This window comes from Streptomyces sp. NPDC058335 (assembly GCF_042723915.1).
In the GTDB taxonomy this organism is placed as follows: domain Bacteria; phylum Actinomycetota; class Actinomycetes; order Streptomycetales; family Streptomycetaceae; genus Streptomyces.
In genome coordinates, this window is the sequence record NZ_JBHXHX010000005.1 from 283,238 (window position 1) to 299,872 (window position 16,635).

Annotated in this window: 16 protein-coding genes and 1 riboswitch; of the genes, 8 read left to right on the forward strand and 8 right to left on the reverse strand. The window is 70.1% G+C overall.

Features of this window, described 5'->3' with window-relative positions:
- The first annotated feature begins 27 nt into the window (after positions 1–27).
- Together ACFWJX_RS11665 and ACFWJX_RS11670 are read left to right on the forward strand one after the other, a co-directional pair.
- Positions 28–651 (forward strand): HAD family hydrolase, encoded by a 624-nt coding sequence (locus ACFWJX_RS11665; protein WP_383240817.1) that lies wholly within the window; start codon positions 28–30, stop codon positions 649–651.
- Between the two features lie 429 nt (positions 652–1,080).
- The gene (locus ACFWJX_RS11670; RefSeq protein ID WP_383240387.1) at positions 1,081–2,811 is read left to right on the forward strand and encodes a globin domain-containing protein; all 1,731 of its coding nucleotides are present in this window, start codon (positions 1,081–1,083) and stop codon (positions 2,809–2,811) included.
- A gap of 16 nt (positions 2,812–2,827) precedes the next feature.
- Here the strand turns inward: ACFWJX_RS11670 and ACFWJX_RS11675 are convergent, their stop codons facing one another.
- The 5 genes from ACFWJX_RS11675 to ACFWJX_RS11695 form a co-directional block, all read right to left on the reverse strand.
- On the reverse strand, positions 2,828–3,310 hold the full coding sequence (locus ACFWJX_RS11675) for an NUDIX domain-containing protein (protein ID WP_383240389.1): 483 nt from the start codon (positions 3,308–3,310) through the stop codon (positions 2,828–2,830).
- A gap of 87 nt (positions 3,311–3,397) precedes the next feature.
- Positions 3,398–4,306, reverse strand: coding sequence for a LysR family transcriptional regulator (locus ACFWJX_RS11680; RefSeq protein WP_383240392.1), 909 nt, complete (start codon positions 4,304–4,306; stop codon positions 3,398–3,400).
- Positions 4,307–4,535: 229 nt separating this feature from the next.
- On the reverse strand, positions 4,536–5,681 hold the full coding sequence (locus ACFWJX_RS11685) for a cystathionine gamma-lyase (RefSeq protein ID WP_383240397.1): 1,146 nt from the start codon (positions 5,679–5,681) through the stop codon (positions 4,536–4,538).
- Positions 5,678–6,169: a low molecular weight protein-tyrosine-phosphatase gene (locus tag ACFWJX_RS11690; protein ID WP_383240400.1), complete on the reverse strand. Its 492-nt coding sequence runs from the start codon at positions 6,167–6,169 to the stop codon at positions 5,678–5,680. Before ACFWJX_RS11690 ends, ACFWJX_RS11685 begins: the two co-directional genes overlap by 4 nt.
- Positions 6,170–6,176: 7 nt before the next feature.
- Complete coding sequence (locus tag ACFWJX_RS11695; RefSeq protein ID WP_383240403.1) at positions 6,177–6,554, reverse strand: phage holin family protein; 378 nt, start codon at positions 6,552–6,554, stop codon at positions 6,177–6,179.
- 48 nt (positions 6,555–6,602) lie between these two features.
- Between ACFWJX_RS11695 and ACFWJX_RS11700 the strand changes: the two genes are divergently transcribed.
- The 4 genes from ACFWJX_RS11700 (at position 6,603) to ACFWJX_RS11715 (ending at position 8,911) form a co-directional block, all read left to right on the forward strand.
- Positions 6,603–6,920 (forward strand): cupin domain-containing protein, encoded by a 318-nt coding sequence (locus ACFWJX_RS11700; RefSeq protein WP_073491243.1) that lies wholly within the window; start codon positions 6,603–6,605, stop codon positions 6,918–6,920.
- A 174-nt stretch (positions 6,921–7,094) separates the two neighbouring features.
- A complete protein-coding gene (locus ACFWJX_RS11705) occupies positions 7,095–7,307 on the forward strand; it encodes a DUF5326 family protein (RefSeq protein WP_383240406.1) in 213 nt (70 codons plus the stop codon).
- Positions 7,308–7,499: 192 nt separating this feature from the next.
- Positions 7,500–8,366 (forward strand): IclR family transcriptional regulator, encoded by an 867-nt coding sequence (locus ACFWJX_RS11710; RefSeq protein ID WP_383240409.1) that lies wholly within the window; start codon positions 7,500–7,502, stop codon positions 8,364–8,366.
- A gap of 98 nt (positions 8,367–8,464) precedes the next feature.
- The gene (locus tag ACFWJX_RS11715; RefSeq protein WP_073491265.1) at positions 8,465–8,911 is read left to right on the forward strand and encodes an SsgA family sporulation/cell division regulator; all 447 of its coding nucleotides are present in this window, start codon (positions 8,465–8,467) and stop codon (positions 8,909–8,911) included.
- A 105-nt stretch (positions 8,912–9,016) separates the two neighbouring features.
- On the opposite strand, the gene ACFWJX_RS11720 is transcribed toward ACFWJX_RS11715, so the two are convergent.
- Entirely contained in the window at positions 9,017–10,576 is a 1,560-nt protein-coding gene (locus ACFWJX_RS11720; RefSeq protein WP_383240412.1) for a YibE/F family protein, read from the reverse strand.
- A 293-nt stretch (positions 10,577–10,869) separates the two neighbouring features.
- Positions 10,870–11,059: riboswitch (TPP riboswitch) on the forward strand.
- Between ACFWJX_RS11720 and thiC the strand changes: the two genes are divergently transcribed.
- The gene (gene thiC / locus ACFWJX_RS11725) at positions 11,052–12,848 is read left to right on the forward strand and encodes a phosphomethylpyrimidine synthase ThiC (RefSeq protein WP_383240415.1); all 1,797 of its coding nucleotides are present in this window, start codon (positions 11,052–11,054) and stop codon (positions 12,846–12,848) included. Its footprint overlaps the riboswitch before it by 8 nt.
- A 58-nt stretch (positions 12,849–12,906) precedes the next feature.
- Positions 12,907–14,328 (forward strand): VWA domain-containing protein, encoded by a 1,422-nt coding sequence (locus ACFWJX_RS11730; protein WP_383240418.1) that lies wholly within the window; start codon positions 12,907–12,909, stop codon positions 14,326–14,328.
- A gap of 87 nt (positions 14,329–14,415) precedes the next feature.
- Here the strand turns inward: ACFWJX_RS11730 and ACFWJX_RS11735 are convergent, their stop codons facing one another.
- Together ACFWJX_RS11735 and ACFWJX_RS11740 are read right to left on the reverse strand one after the other, a co-directional pair.
- Positions 14,416–15,294: a hypothetical protein gene (locus ACFWJX_RS11735; protein ID WP_383240421.1), complete on the reverse strand. Its 879-nt coding sequence runs from the start codon at positions 15,292–15,294 to the stop codon at positions 14,416–14,418.
- A 193-nt stretch (positions 15,295–15,487) separates the two neighbouring features.
- Positions 15,488–16,570, reverse strand: a complete 1,083-nt coding sequence (locus ACFWJX_RS11740) for a metallophosphoesterase (RefSeq protein WP_383240424.1) — start codon at positions 16,568–16,570, stop codon at positions 15,488–15,490.
- Positions 16,571–16,635: the final 65 nt, after the last annotated feature.

Consider the following 16,635-nt stretch of genomic DNA (forward strand, 5'->3'; position numbering starts at 1 on the left):
CCCGTGCATCCGGTTAGCCTCGGCGCCATGACACGACTTCACCTCTTCGACCTCGACGGCACGCTGCTGCACGGAACGTCGGCGCCGGTCGAGATCTCGCGCCAACTGGGGCTCGAGGCCGAGACGGTCGCCCTGGACCGAGCGGTCTCGGCGGGCCTGATCGGGCCGCCGGAGTACGCGGCGCGGGTGTATGAGCTGTGGACCGGGCTCACCGACGCCCATGTCACGACGGCGTTCGAGGGTGCGCCCTGGCTGGCGCGCATCCGCGAGGTCTGGACGGAGATCAGGAGCCGCGGAGAGTACTGCGCCGTCGTGTCGCTCTCGCCGTCGTTCTTCGTGGAGCGGCTGACCGGGTGGGGCGCACACGCCGCTTACGGTTCGCGTTTTCCCGCTGTTCCTTTCACCCAGCCCGTGGATCCCGCGGGCGTACTCAATGCCGCGGCGAAGGTACTGATCGCCGACCGGCTGTGTGCGGAGTTCGGCGTGACGCGGGCCGACTGCGTCGCCTACGGCGATTCGCTCTCCGACAAGGATCTGTTCGCGGCGGTGCCGGTGTCGGTCGCGGTCAATGCCGACCGGCATCTGACGGGCCTGGCGACCCACTCCTACGCGGGGAAGGATCTGTGGGATGCCTATGAATTGGTGCTCTGAGCCCGGTAATTGAGGGAACCGGCGGTTCGCACCCGGGCGCAGTCGTGCGGAGGGAAGGGGGGACTTGTGTGCGAGGCGGCGCCCGGTATGGTCGACTCCGGTTCGTGTCCGGGACGTGATGCGCGAAACACGGCGTACGCATTCCGCGAGGACCGGAAACAGGCAATGCAGCCTAACGGGACGGAGGGATCGAAGACCCGCTATTCCAGTTGTAGGACCGAGGCCTTCGCGCAGAGGTGATGCTGCGGTGAGGGAACTGCGGCCCAGTCGTACTCTCCCCTTGCGTCACCGTATGCAGCCGAATTCACGGGTGGACAGAGGCCGGACCGGCCGCGGAACGGAACGGCAGGCCATCTGCGGGGGAAGCAGGCACCTTCCGAACGTGGAAGTGCGCAGACCGACCGAAATATGTTCGAGGCGAGGCACACCATGGACGCTCCGACCACCAGGTCGGCCGACAGCGGCACGTCCGGCGGCGGGGACGGATGGTTCACGCCGCACAAGCAGCCGGCCCCGGCGGCCGACGCCGAGCGGGGAACCTCCGACGGCCGCCGGCTGGCGGCGCTCCGCCCGATGGGCAGGAAGACGAACGTCCCCGTCGGCGAGCCGCCCCCGGGCGAGGCCGCGGAACCCGGCACCCGAATACCCTGGCCTCCCACGGCAGCGCCCGAGCCGTCGACCGATCGGCCTCCGGAATCCGCCGTAGAACCACGGTCGGCTCTCCTCGCCGACGCGCCCGTCGCGGAACCCCGGCCGTCCTCCGTCGCCGAGCGACCAGCCGCGGAGGCTCCACCGGCCGTCCGCACCCGGGCGCCCACGGAGGCAGCGGAATCCGACGAGGTGCGGGCGGCGATCCCTCCGCGGACTTCAGGCGGGCTTCGGACCGACACCGCCCTCTCGCAGCCCGGCCCGCATCGGGCTGATGCCCCCGCACAGGCTCTCGGCGGCCTCCAGACAGTCCTCCGGCAGTCCCGGCGGCCAGCACCGCCTCCCGCGCCTCCGGAGCCACGAGTGCCCGCCCAACGTCCCGCCCTCGCCGGGAACCCCTCTCCGGAGGCCGTCCTCGTTCGCCGGACCATGGCCGAGGTGGCCCCTGTGGCCGACAAGGTCACCTCGTACTTCTACGCACTGCTGTTCGTACGCCATCCCGACCTGCGCCCGCTGTTCCCGCCCGCGATGGACGCTCAGCGTGACCGGCTGCTCAAGGCGCTGCTCACCGCCGCCGAGCACATCGACAACACCCCGGTTCTCGTCGACTATCTGCAGAACCTCGGCCGCGGCCACCGCAAGTACGGCACCCGCGCCGAGCACTACCCGGCCGTCGGCGAGTGTCTGATCGGGGCGCTGAGCAAGTACGCCGATTCCGTGTGGGACGCCGAGACGGAGGCGGCCTGGGTGCGGACCTACACGACGATCTCGCAGGTCATGATCGACGCAGCGGCCGCGGACGAGCTGCGCGCCCCCGCCTGGTGGTACGCCGAGGTCGTCTCCCACGACCTGAGGACGCCGGACATCGCAGTCCTCACTCTCCGCCCCGACCAGCCCTACCCCTTCCGTGCCGGTCAGTACGCAGGCCTGGAGACGCCGTGGTGGCCGCGGATCTGGCGGCACTACTCCTTCGCCTCGGCACCCCGCTCCGACGGCCTGCTCACGTTGCACGTGAAGGCCGTGCCGGCGGGTTGGGTGTCCAACGCCCTGGTGCACCGCGCGCAACCCGGCGACGTTGTCCGGCTGGGGCCGCCGGCGGGCTCGATGACCGTCGACCACACCCGGGACAGCGGACTGCTCTGTCTGGGCGGCGGCACCGGCATAGCCCCCATCAGGGCCCTCGTCGAGGAGGTTGCCGAACACGGCGTCCGCCGTCCGGTTGAGGTGTTCTACGGCGCCCGCAGCGACCACGACCTGTACGACATCGACACCATGCTCAGGCTCCAGCAGTCCCACCCCTGGCTGGAGATCCGCCCGGTGGTCGATCGGCACGGCCTGCTCCAGCTCCCCGATGCCGTACGGGCCCTCGGCCCCTGGACCGAGTACGACGCCTATGTGTCCGGTCCGCCCGGCATGATCCGCAGCGGCGTGGAGGCCCTGCGCGACGTCGGCATCCCGTCGGAGCGCATACGCCACGACTCGGTCGAAGAACTGGTCGCCGCCGGAAGCTGACATCGAGCCGCGGGGGTCACCCCAGGTCGGGCGCGTGCATGGCCCGTACGCCCTCGATGTTGCCGTCGAGGTAGTGCCGCAGCGACAACGGGACGAGGTGGACGGAGGCGATCCCGACCCGGGTGAACGGCACACGGACGATCTCGTACTCCCCGATGGGTTCGTCCATCTCGGGGCCGTGCCGCAGGCCGGGGTCCATGGACTCCAGCCGGCAGACGAAGAAGTGCTGCACTTTCACGCCGGTCGCGCCGCCGTCCTCGCCGATGTGCTCGACGGTGTCGACGAAGCAGGGAACCACGTCGGTGATCTTGGCGCCGAGTTCCTCGTAGACCTCGCGATGCAGGGCGTCGACGACGGTGGTGTCCTCCGGCTCGACTCCGCCACCGGGCGTGACCCAGTAGGGGTCGAGGCCGGGCTTGGTGCGTTTGATCAGGATCAGGTCGGCGCCGTCCAGCAGAACGGCGCGCGCTGTGCGCTTGACCACAGGTCGGACGGTCATGGGAGGAATGTGGCCCGGCTGGTTCCACGTGAAACATCGCGAATCGTCACCGGGCGAGACCGGTGCGTGAGGTGCCGGAGGAGCGGTTCAGCACCAGTCGGCCGCCGCCCTCAGCAGCCAGTCGTGCGCCCGTGCGATGTGCGGCATCGCCAGCGTGCCGGTGCGCACCACCAGGACGTAGGTCCGAAGCGGCGGCACCGGCGGTCGGTGCAGTTCGACGACGTCCCCACGGTCCAGGGCGGCCGTGCACAGATAGCGGGGCAGCACCGCCAGACCCGCACCCGTCGTCACACAGGCCAGGACCGCCCGCAGGTCGGGGACGATGACCGCGCCCGAGGCCGCGGGGCGGGCGTCGAAGACGGAGGCCCAGTAGCGGGATACGAAGGGCAGCGACTCGTGGACCTCGACCACAGGAAGGTCTTCCAGCGCGGACGCTCCCCCGCGGCGGCTCGACTTCTCGGGGTCGATCGGCCCGGCCCGGCTCGGCGCGGCGACCAGGACGTGCTCCTCGTCGCACAGCGGGGTGGCGGTGAGCAGGGCGCCGCGCGGCCGGGCCGTGGTGATGGCGAGGTCGTGGTGCCCGGCGGCCAGTCCGTCCAGCACCTCTTCGGCGGTCCCGAAGGTGGCGCGCAGGGCGAGCCCCTGTCCGGCGTCGCCGGTCAGTCCGGTGAGGGAGGGAAGGGCCCGTTCGGCGATGAACTCGGGCGGCCCGGCAAGGTGCAGCGTCCGTACGGAGGACTCGTCGTCCAGGCCGGTCCCGGCGATCTCGACCAGGGCGTCGAGGTGCGGGGCGGCCTTGTGGGCGAGCTCGTCCCCGATGGTCGTCGGCGTCACACCGCGGGCCTGGCGCAGGAACAGGGGCCGGCCCAGCTGCCTCTCCAGCGTGCGGATCTGCGAGGTGACGGCCGGCTGGGACAGACCCAGCAGGGCGGCGGCGCGGGTGAAGGAACCGGCCCGGTGCACGGTCACGAAGGTGCGCAGCAAAGCCAGATCCATGAAGCGCGCTCCCCCTTCCCCTGCCTTTCTCCCGGGCCGCGGCAGGGCCCAACTATAAATAAGTCGATAGGTCTCTGTCGCTACTGTGATTGGACACTGACACAGAGTCAACTAGCCTAGTGCGCGCGGTTCTTAGCGCGCAGAACCGCAGGACGGTCCGAGTCACGAGGGGGGAGGCTCGGACCGTCCGCCGTACGGAGAAGGACACCCGGAGGCACCCGTAAGCCGGTCACCGCGTCGACTCCTCCAGCGCGCGCAGTACGTCGGCCACCAGGTCCTCCGGGTCCTCCGCGCCGACCGACAGCCGGATGAAGCCCTCCGGCACCGCGTCCCCGCCCCAGCGGCCACGCCGCTCGGCGGTCGAGCGCACGCCGCCGAAGCTCGTCGCGTCGTCCACGAGCCGCAGCTCCTCGAGAAAACGCTCGGCACGCGCGCGCGTGGGCAACGTGAAGGAGACCACGCACCCGTAGCGCCGCATCTGCCGGGAGGCCACCTGGTGCGACGGATCGTCCACCAGCCCCGGGTACCGCAGCCCGGTCACCTCCCGCCTCCCCCGCAGCGCCTGGGCGACGGCCAGGGCGGTGGCACTCTGCCGGTCCACACGCAACTGGAGCGTGGCGATCGACCGGTGTGCGAGCCAGGCCTCCATGGGCCCTGGGATCGCCCCGACGATCTTGCGCCAGCGCCGTACGGCCGTCATCGGATCGCCGGAGCGTCCGGTGACGTAGCCGAGGAGAACGTCGCCGTGCCCGGTGAGCTGCTTGGTGCCGCTCGCCACCGAGAAGTCGGCGCCGAGCTCCAGCGGGCGCTGCCCGAGCGGCGTCGCCAGCGTGTTGTCGACGGCCACCAGGGCACCACGCTCGTGCGCCGCCTCGGCGAGACGCCGGATGTCGCAGACGTCGAGGCCCGGGTTCGACGGGGACTCGATCCACAGCAGCTGCGCCCCGTCGAGAACGGCGAGCTGGGCGTCGCCACCCGTCGGCGCGGTGCGCACCTCGATGCCGTACGCCTCCAGCTGGGCGCGCACCAAGGGGAGCGCCTGGTAGCCGTCGCTGGGCAGGACGACGGTGTCCCCGGCGCGCAGCTGGGAGAAGAGCACGGACGAGATCGCCGCCATGCCCGAGGCGAACACGAGCGTCTCGACGCCGTCCTGCCCCGGCGCCTCCAGCTCGCCCACGGCGCGCTCCAGATGGGTCCAGGTCGGGTTCTCGTCACGGCCGTAGGTGTACGGTCCCGTGGGCTCGCCGGGCAGGTGGAAGTGCGCGGCGAAGACCGGGCCCGGCAGGGTCGGTTCGTACTTCACCGGCTCCGGAAGACCGGCACGCACCGCGCGCGTGCCCTCGCCGGCGCCGTCGGCCGCAGTGGGGTCACTCATGCCACTCGTCCTTCCACGTTCGCGCGAACCGAGGCGAGCAGGCCGACACTCGCCGCCTCCACCATCTGGAGGCACTCCTCGAAGCCGTCCCGGCCCCCGTAGTACGGGTCGGGAACGTCCAGGTCGCCGTCGGCCGCCGGGGCGTACGCGCGCAGCAGGCGGACCTTCTGGGCGTCCTCGTCGGTGGGGGCGAGGCGGCGCAGGGCCCTGAGGTGGCCGGCGTCCAGAGCGATCACGAGGTCGAGGCGGGAGAACCAGGACCGCTCGAACATGCGGGCCGTGTGTTCGACGGCGTAGCCGTTCTCCTCCAGGACGGAGAGGGTGCGCGGGTCGGCGCCCTCGCCCACGTGCCAGTCGCCCGTGCCGGCGCTGTCCACCTCGACCAGGCCTCCGAGGCCTGCCTCCGCGACGCGCGCGCGGAACACGGCCTCGGCCATCGGAGATCGGCAGATGTTGCCGGTGCAGACGAAGCAGACGCGGTAACTCATCGCACGCTCAGTCCTCGTCGGGCAGGACGACGTTGAGCGCCCAGGAGACGACGGAGATGATCAGGCCGCCCAGGACCGCGGTCCAGAAACCCTCGACGTGGAAGCTGAGGTCGAGCTTGTCGGCCAACCACGAGGTGAGCAGCAGCATCAGCGCGTTCACCACCAGGGTGATCAGGCCGAGCGTGAGGATGAAGAGGGGGAAGGTCAGTACCTTCACGATGGGCTTGACCAGGAAGTTGACCAGGCCGAACAGGAGCGCCACCACGATCAGGGTGCCGACCTTCTTGCCCGTGCCGGCACCGGTCAGCGTGATCTTGTCGAGCAGCCAGACGGCGACCGCCAGGGCGCCCGCGTTGGCGATCGTCTTGACTACGAAATTCTTCATGTGTCTGATCGTGGCAGAAGAGATCGGCTACGAGGGCGGACGAGGGCGATGAAGGCATTCCGGTTGGATGAACTGGAGGCGGAGAGAGCCGCCAACGATGGCGCCTACCTGCAATTTCTGCGGGAGCGGAACATGTCGGTGGGCCTCTACGCGCTCGATGCCGGGGACCACGATCCACAGAACCCGCACAACCAGGACGAGGTCTACTTCGTCGTGAGCGGGCGCGCCTCCATCACGGTCGGCCTGGAGACGACCCAGGTCGCGCGCGGAAGCGTCGTGTACGTGCCCGCCGGCGTCGCCCACAAGTTCCACCACATCAGCGAGGATCTGCGGGTCCTGGTCGTGTTCTCGCCGGCGGAGGGCTGAGCGTCTACGCCTGGCAGGGGACGCGCCGCCTCGGGGTTCCCTAAGGGATCGGTCAGGGGAGGACAAGGGGTGCGAGGCCCCCGCCGGCACCCCCTCGGGCCCTAGCATCGACGGCAGGACATCGAAGATCCGGGCCGTCAGTGGCACCGGACAGGACAGACGAGGGCGAGAGCGATGCAAGAGATCTTCGCGGGACTGCCGTGGTGGGTGAAGTGGGTGGCGGTGCCGGTCATCGCGCTGGTCGTGTTCGGCGGCCTGATAGCGAGCGTGGTCGGCTTCGTGATCGGCCTTCTGTTCAAGCTGCTGGTCTTCGTCGCAGTCGTCGGCGGACTGATCTACGTGGTCCGGAAGTTCACGGCGGGGTCCTCGTCACGCGGCGACTGGTGAGCGGTGCCGGGAGCGGGGACCGGTAACAGGATTCACCGGTTCCCTCGGCTGGGGGAAGTTTCCCGGACAGCACGACCGTCTGCGGTGGCGGGCCGTTAAAGTCCGGAACCCCTCGCGGGGAAGCACCCGCGATCGGCGCCCCCCTCCCGTGTTCCCCGCACGGACCGCCCTCTCGAACTTCGGGAGTGACTCTTGGCCACGGTTGACACCGCAGCATTCGCGGAACCGCACTCACCCCCCACCCGCACGCGCCCCACCGCACCCCTGCTCCAACGGCCGGCCGGCAGAGGCGTCCCCGAACAACCGCAGTCCGCCGCGACGCTCATCGGTTCAGTGCAGCGCGCCATGCGACTGCTGGAATCCGTGGCCCGGCACGACGGCGGGGCGCCGGCCAAGCAACTGGCCCGTGAGACCGGCCTGGCACTGCCCACGGCCTACCACCTGCTGCGCACCCTCGTGCACGAGGGCTACCTGCGGCGCGACAAGGGGATGTTCTACCTCGGGGAGGCCGCCGAGCGCCTCGGCAGCAGCGGAGCCACGCAGAAACGTCGCAGCGTCGTGGTCGCCACCCTCGAGCGGTGGCGCGATTCGATCGGCGTTCCGGTGTACTACGCCCGCTACCGGGACGGCGAGATCGAGGTCATGTGCGTCTCCGACACCCCGGGCAATCCGGCGGTCGAGGAATGGGCCGACTTCCGCGAGACCGGGCACGCGCACGCCATCGGTCAGTGCCTGCTGTCCCAGCTGGACGACGAGGCCCGCCGCGACCACCTCGACCGCTACCCCGTGCAGTCGATCACCCCGTACACCGTCCGGGACGACCACACCCTGTTGCGGCGGCTGGCGAGGGTGCGGCGGATGGAGACGGTCGTCGAACGGCAGGAGTACGCGCTGGGGACGGTGTGTGCCGCGATCCCCATCACTGTGGGCACCACCGCCGCCACGGTGGCCATCTCCCTCCCCGCCCACCAGGCCGACCGGCTGCCTGCGGCCGTAGAGCAGTTGCAGAGCGAGATCGGGCGGATGCTGGGATCATTTGCGGTCTCTATCAGTATCTGAAAACTCACTCCTTGTGATCTGTTGTGTACGTTCAGCAAGATGCCTGCAGTGTCAGGGGTTGATTCCCAGCCAGTCGACGGCAATGACGGGGTAAGGCGATGCGCGAGTCCGTGCAGGCAGTAGAGGCAGAGGTCATGATGAGCTTTCTCGTCTCCGAGGAGCTCTCGTTCCGCATCCCGGTGGAACTGGGTTACGAGACCTGCGATCCGTACGCCGTGCGGCTCACCTTCCATCTGCCCGGTGATGCCCCGGTGACCTGGGCGTTCGGGCGTGAGCTGCTCATCGACGGGGTGGGCAGGCCGTGCGGAGAGGGAGATGTGCGGGTCTCGCCGGCCGACCGGGAGGTGCTGGGCGAGGTGCTGATCCGGCTTCAGGTGGGCGGTGACCAGGCGGTGTTCCGCTCCTCGGCGGCTCCGCTCGTGGCCTTCCTCGACCGCACCGACAAGTTGGTTCCGCTGGGGCAGGAGGGGGCGTTCGCCGACTTCGACGCCCATCTCGACGAGGCCTTGGACCGGATTCTGGCGGAGGAGCAGAGTGCCGGGTGAGGTCTGGCGGGGGGCTGGCGGCGCAAGGATGAAGGAACGCTTCTGCGGGGGCGGGGCGTTCGAAGGGAGTCTGTACCCGTGGCTCCCTTCGAACGCCCGCCCGCGTCAGTGCTTGCGCCGCCTGCCCTTGCCGCCCCGAGAGCCCTGCGGGGCGGGGCCCGCCGTACCGGCCGATGTGGCACCCGGCGTCGCCGGGGCCGTCTCGGGGAGCGCGCCGGTTCCCGGCCGGTCCGCCGAGACCACGAGCGCAGCGAGCGCCGTGGTGACCGGAACCGACGCGACCAGGCCGATCGAACCGACCAGTGTGCGCACGATCTCCTCGGCGACCAGCTCGCTGTTGGCGACCGTGCCGACGCTGCTCTCGGCGATGGAGAACAGCAGCAGAAGCGGCAGTGCGGCGCCGGCATAGGCGAGGACGAGCGTGTTGACCACGGACGCGATGTGGTCGCGGCCGATCCGGATGCCTGCCCGGTACAGCCCTCGCCAGCCCATCGAGGGGTTGGCCTCGTGGAGTTCCCAGACCGCCGACGTCTGCGTGACCGTCACGTCGTCGAGGACACCGAGCGAACCGATGATGATGCCGGCCAGGAGCAGACCGCTCATGTCGATCGTCGGGTACAGACCGTGGATCAGACCGGTGTTGTCGTCCGTATTGCCGGTCAGCGCCGCCCAGTCGACGAACCAGGAGCCGAGGACGCCGATCAGCAGCAGGGAGATGAGCGTGCCCAGTACGGCAACGGAGGTGCGGGCCGAGAGACCGTGACACAGATAGAGGGCGATCAGCATGATGGCGCTCGCCCCGACGACCGCCACGGCCAGCGGGTTCGAGCCTTGCAGGATCGCGGGCAGGACGAAGAAGTTCAGCACCATGAAGCTGATGGCCAGCGCGACCAGCGCCATGACACCCCGGAGCCGCCCGACGACCACGACGGCGACGGCGAAGATGATGGCGAGCAGGCCCATGGGGACACGGCGGTTCACATCGGTGACCGAGTACTGGAGGTCCTTCGGCGCGGAGGGCTCGTAGGCGACCACGACCTTCTGGCCCTCGTGCAACTGACGTGACTGGTCCGGCTGGACGATCTCGGTGAACGTACGGCCTTTGTCCGAGCCGGTGTCCACACGGATCGTGGCCTTCTTGCAGGTGCCGTCCTCCTGTTGCTGTGCGGAGGAGCCCTCGGCGGTCGAGGTGTCGCCGGTCGGGGTGCCGCCCGAGGCGTTCGCCGACGAGCAGCTGATGCTCTCGACCTTGGAGACCGTCGCCTGCTGCGTCTGCCGGTCGAAGCCGACGCCGGTGCGCTCGTGCGCCGGGGCACCGCCGGGCCACAGCACGACCATGCCGACGAGCACGGCCACGCCGAACGGGATGAGAACGGCCGCGATGACCTTGCGCAGGTGTTGGGAGACGGGGGCGGCCGGACCGTGACTGTGGCTGTGCCCGTGACCGCCACCTGAACCGGGGCCCTCCCCACCGTGCCCACCGCTGTGTCCGTCGCCGGAGCCGTGCCCGCTGCCGTGGCCGTCGTCCGAGCCGTGCCCGTCACCCGGACCGGGGCCGTGCCCGTGGCCCCCGCCTCCACCCGTGCTTCCGGCGCCGTCACGGCCGCCGCCGTGGCCACCACCGGGCCCGTGCCCGCGACCACCGTGCCCTCCGGCGCCGGACACGTGCCCGTGTCCGCCACCAAAGCCGGGGCCGCCGCCCTGTCCGCCGTCGGGGCCGAAGCTGTAGCCGTCCTCGGGACGGGAAACGGGCCCGGAACCGGGTCGGGGAACCGAACCGCCACCGGGGCCGTGCCCCTGTCCTTGCCGGGGGCGTCCACCGGGAGGAATACCCGGCCCGCGGGGCTGTTCGGGCGGTGGGAACGGGGGATGGGGTGTCGTGGTCACCGCCCGATCATCGCAAGAACGACAGAGGCCCACTGTTCACCGCGCCACAAAGGACGCTAGCGTGGAGGCACCTTTGCACACGCGGGAGCTCGGAGCACCGGGCTGAGAGGGCGCTGACCTCCGTCTTCGCGATGTTTCACGTGGAACGTCACCACAACCGAGTGATGTTTCACATGACACGTCGGCAGACGGAAGCCGCTGCGTCGACCGCTGAACCTGTTACCGGGTAATGCCGGCGTAGGGAGTAGGTCTCATGACCAACAAGGACGCACGCACGCCTGCCTCCGCGCAGATCTCCGACGAGGTCTCTGCCGACGGGGAGGCCGGGAAGTCCATCGGATGGCACAAGGCGTATGTCGAGGGCACCCGCTCCGACCTGCGCGTGCCGGTCCGTCAGGTGCATCTCACCAACGGTCGGTCGGTCACGCTGTACGACACCTCGGGCCCGTACACCGATCCGCTCGTCGAGACGGATGTCCGCAGAGGGCTGCCGCCTCTGCGGGAGAACTGGGTCATCGCCCGCGGTGACACAGAGGAGTACGCGGGCCGCCCCGTCCGCCCGGAGGACGACGGGATCAAGCACACCTCCCCGCGCGGCGGGCTGCGCAACCTCGACGCGGTCTTCCCCGGACGGCCGCGCCTGCCACGCCGGGGCCGTGACGGTCAGGCGGTCACCCAACTCGCGTACGCCCGCCGGGGCGAGATCACGCCGGAGATGGAGTACGTGGCCATCCGGGAGAACGTGGAGCCCGAGGTCGTACGCGAGGAGATCGCGGCCGGACGTGCGGTGCTGCCGGCCAACGTCAACCACCCGGAGATCGAGCCGATGATCATCGGCAAGCGATTCCTGGTGAAGGTCAACGCCAACATCGGCAACTCGGCGGTGACCTCCTCCATCGAGGAGGAGGTCGAGAAGATGACGTGGGCGACCCGTTGGGGCGCCGACACGGTCATGGACCTGTCCACCGGCCGCAACATCCACACCACCCGCGAGTGGGTGCTGCGCAACTCCCCCGTCCCCATCGGCACGGTGCCGCTCTACCAGGCGTTGGAGAAGGTCGACGGCCGGGCCGAGGAGCTGACCTGGGAGATCTACAAGGACACGGTGATCGAGCAGGCCGAGCAGGGCGTGGACTACATGACCGTCCACGCGGGGGTGCGCCTGCCGTACGTCCCGCTGACGGCCAACCGCAAGACCGGCATCGTCTCCCGAGGCGGGTCGATCATGGCCGCGTGGTGTCTGGCCCACCACAAGGAGTCGTTCCTCTACGAGAACTTCGAGGAACTCTGTGAGATCCTCGCGGCCTACGACGTCACGTACTCGTTGGGCGACGGTCTGCGGCCCGGTTCGATCGCGGACGCCAACGACGAGGCGCAGTTCGCGGAGTTGCGCACGCTCGGGGAACTCAACCGGATCGCGAAGCGTTTCCATGTTCAGACGATGATCGAAGGCCCGGGACATGTCCCGATGCACAAGATCAAGGAGAACATCGACCTTCAGCAGGAGATCTGCGATGAAGCTCCCTTCTATACGCTCGGCCCGCTGACGACCGACGTCGCCCCGGCGTACGACCACATCACCTCCGGCATCGGTGCGGCGATGATCGCCTGGTGGGGCACGGCCATGCTCTGCTACGTCACGCCCAAGGAGCACCTGGGCCTGCCCAATCGTGACGACGTCAAGACCGGTGTCATCACCTACAAGATCGCCGCCCACGCGGCCGATCTCGCCAAGGGACACCCCGGTGCGCAGGAGTGGGACGACGCGCTGTCCGACGCCCGCTTCGAGTTCCGCTGGGAGGACCAGTTCAACCTGGCCCTCGACCCGGACACCGCCCGGGAGTTCCACGACGAGACACTCCCGGCGGAGCCGGCCAAGACGGCTCACTTCTGCTCGATGTGCGGACCGAAGTTCTGCTCGATGAAGATCTCTCACGACATCCGCCGTGAGCACGGCGGCAGTCGGGCGGAGGTCGAGGAAGGAATGGCGCAGAAGTCCAAGGAGTTCGCGGCCGCGGGCAATCGGGTGTATCTGCCGATCGCGGACTGACGCGCAGGGAATCGTCCTGGGGCGGTGCTTCTGGCGCAGAGGTCGGCAGACTGGGTGCATGACAGCGCGATCCATGAGCAAGGGCGCCAATCTGCCGGTCGATGTGCCGTCCGTGCGCGTCGAGATCAGTTGGTCCGAGCGGGCCGGCGGGCAGGACGTGGATGTGTCGGCTCTGCTGCTGACCGCCGCCGGAAGGGTGCGTGACGACGCGGACCTCGTCTTCTACAACCAGCCGCGGCACGCTTCCGGCGCAGTCACCCATCTGGGCAGGCGGAGCGCCGCCGGTGTCACTGCCGACACGGTCGAGGTGGACCTGCGTTCGCTGGAGAGTGCCGTCGCGCGTGTGGCGCTGTGCGCGTCCGCCGACGGCGGCACCTTCGGGCAGGTGGCCGGCCTGACGCTCAGGTTGCTCGATGCCGGGAGCCTGGCGGAGCTGGCGCGGTTCGAGATGCGGGGAGAGACGGAGACGGCGTTCATCGGAGGTGAGTTGTACCTGCGGGAGGGGCAGTGGAAGTTCCGCGCGGTCGGGCAGGGGTATGCCTCCGGGCTCGCGGGGCTGGCCACCGATTTCGGGATCAGCGTCGATGAGGAGCCCGCTGGGCCGGCAGCCGACCACGCGGCATCGGCCGTACGCACGCCGCCCCCGCCCCCGCCCGTGCCTCCGTCGGCTCCGGCCGCCTCCGCCGCCGTATCCGCGCCGTCTGCCGGGGGCCGGCTGACCAAGGGGGAGGAGCAGCTTCCGGTCGATATGCGCAAGCGGCTGTCCCTGCGGAAGGAGCAGGTCGCGGTCAGTCTGCGGAAGCGCGGTGCCGCGGGGGTCAGTGCGCGGGTGGTGCTCGTGCTCGACGCGTCGGGGTCCATGTCGTTCCTGTACTCCGGCGGGGTGGTGGCCGACGTGGTCGAGCGGATGGCCGCTGTGGCGGCAGAGCTTGATGACGACGGTGAGATGCAGGCCTGGACGTTCGCCTCCGACCCTGCCCGGCTGCCGGACCTGCGCCTGGGCGAACTCCCCGAGTGGCTGCGGCTGCATGTGCGGGTGGGGGAGATCAGCCTGTTCAGGCGGAGCAAGAAGCCGCGGAAGGGACTGCAACCGGGCCAGGTCGACATGCGCTCGGTCGGCATCCAGAACGAGGAACAGAAGGTGATCGCCCAGGTCAGAGACTATGTTCGGGCGAATCCGGCGGCCGCCCCGACGCTGGTGCTGTTCTTCTCCGACGGAGGCGTCTACCGCGACGCCGCGATCGAGAAGGAGCTGCGCGCGGCGGCGGCGGAGCCGATCTTCTGGCAGTTCGTCGGGCTCGGCCGCTCGAACTACGGCGTGCTGGAGCGGTTCGACGCACTGCCCGGCCGACGTGTGGACAACGTCGGCTTCTTCGCCGTCGACGACATCCGCACGGTCCCGGACCAGGAGCTCTACGACCGTCTCCTGTCCGAGTTCCCGAGTTGGCTCACGGCCGCGGGGCAGGCGGGCATCCTCTGACCGGCAGGCCGGCTGACGCCCTGGCCCTCGTTCCGTCGGCCCGGCCTACGGCTTGCGCTCCCCTGGGCGGGGGCGCAAGCCGAGGGCCTATTCCGGCTGGTGTTCCGGCCCGCCGAAGTCCGGGCTGGTGTAGTCCGGGCTGCTGTAGCTGGGGCGGGAGCCGGCCGAGTTTCCTTCGTCGGGGCTGCTGAAGCCCGGACGGTCGTAGCCGATCTTCGGCAGGCGGCCGGTGGGTGCCGGAGGGGCCGGTGCGGGGTCGAGCGCGGCGCTCGTGCCGGGGTGGGCGAGGGCCTCGCGGAGGAACGGCAGGATGCCCCGCTCCAGCAGGGCTTCCCGCCAGGCCTCCCTCGCGCGGCCCACCTCCTCGCTCAGTTCGCTGTACGGGCCGGCCTCCAGGGAGGGACGGTTGCGCAGGGCGGTGAGCAGGAGGCCGACGGTGGCGACGAGGATCGCGGCCGCGGCCACGGCCCCGAACGTCCATCCGGTGGTGAGCATCGTCCTGGCGAACGCCGGCTCGGGGTCGAGCATCCGCAGGATGTAACCGACGAGCAGGAAGATCACCGCGGCGGTTCCGGCGAGGACCGGGGTGAGGACGGCGGCGATGGCGACGGCGCCCGCTCCGGCGGCCTCGGCGGCCTCCCCCATGGTGGCGGCGAGGCCCATCCCGCCCACGCCCGGCTCACCGGCGCCGCCGGACTCATGACCGGCCGAGGACGGGGTGGACGGCGCCGGATGGCGCAGTTCCCCACGGACCTTCACATAGTGCTGGTACTCGGTCGCCGCGGACGCCGTGATGAGCGCGGAGGCGTTGAGCGCCATGGTGCGCAGTTGTTCGGGGTTGAGCCGCTGTCCCACAGCGGCCAGTTCCGGGTGGTGTGGTGCGGAGCGCAGCGCCTCGTCGAGGATCCGCTCGTACTCCTGGCGGTCCTCGCTGTGCAGGTGCTGCGGAACGCTGTTCATGTGCATCCCCCGATGCTCCGTAGGGCTTGGGGCTCGCATGCCAACGAGCCGTCGGGCAGAAACGGAGGGGAGCCTGCTACGGATGAACCGATGGTAGAGCGGCGACGGCATGAGGTAACAGGGGGTTTGCTGAAATTGGCCCCTGGGCCGTAGCGCCGTCGGGCGGGCCCGGCGCGGCCGGCGACGGACCCCGGAACGGTCAGATGGGCAGTGGCAGTTGCTGGACCAGCAGCTTTCCGGCCATCGTCACGCCGCCGTCCATCGCGATGGCCAGCCCGTCGGCGTAGACGTGCGGCCCTTCGACCACCGGACCGGCCGAGTCCTCGTCGTCCTCGGAACCGACATCGCCCAGCAGATACGGAATCGGGCTGTGGCCGTGAACGATGCGGGTGCCGCCGTACGTATCGAGCAGGGAGCGGACGGCATCGGCGCCGCCCTCGTCGCGGAAGGAGAAGCGCTTGGTGAACTTGCGGAACAGATCCCACACTTCGTCCGCGTCATTACGGGTGATCGTCTCGTGGACGGTGTCGTTGACCGCCTCGATCGAGTCGCCGTAGTCGAGGTAGGCGGTGGTGTCGGAGTGCACGAGCAGATGGCCGTCGACCTCCTCCACGGCGTCCAGGCGGGCCATCCACTGGAGGTGGTGGTCCTGGAGGCGGTCCATGTCGGACTTCTGTCCTCCGTTGAGCAGCCAGGCCGCCTGGAAGGTGGCGGTGCCCGCGCCGGAGTTGACGGGGGTGTCGCCGAACCGCTTGGCGCCGAGCAGGAGCAGCTCGTGGTTGCCCATGAGGGCCTTGCAGTAGCCGCCGGCCGCCGCGGCCTCGGCGGACAGGCGCATCACGAGGTCGATCACGCCGATGCCGTCCGGGCCGCGGTCGGTGAAGTCGCCGAGGAACCACAGCCGGGCGGTGCCCGCGCACCAGTTGCCGGCCGCGTCGATCAGGCCCTTCTCCTGGAGCGCGGCGATCAGCTCGTCCAGATAGCCGTGCACGTCGCCCACGACGAACAGCGCACCGGGGCCGGTCGCGGCCTGCGGGGCCTGGGCGACGGCCGGGTCGACGGGCACCTGAAGGGTGTCGCCCCGGTTGATGACGGGCAGATCCCGCTGGGTGGGCGTGTAGCCGTCCGGGGGTTCGAGGGGGTCCTCGAGGGGCGGTGCCGCGTTACCGGGGTGCGCGCTGTGGGCGTACGGACCGGTCTCGTGGACGTATGCGGGCACCCGGAAGTCGCGCACGGTCGCCGTACGCTCCACCTCGGGTCCCTGACCGGCCCCCTGAGTCATCAGACCCCTCCACCATCGCGCCGCATCTGCACCGCTTCGGACTGCCTGGTCGCAACGGTCCGCGG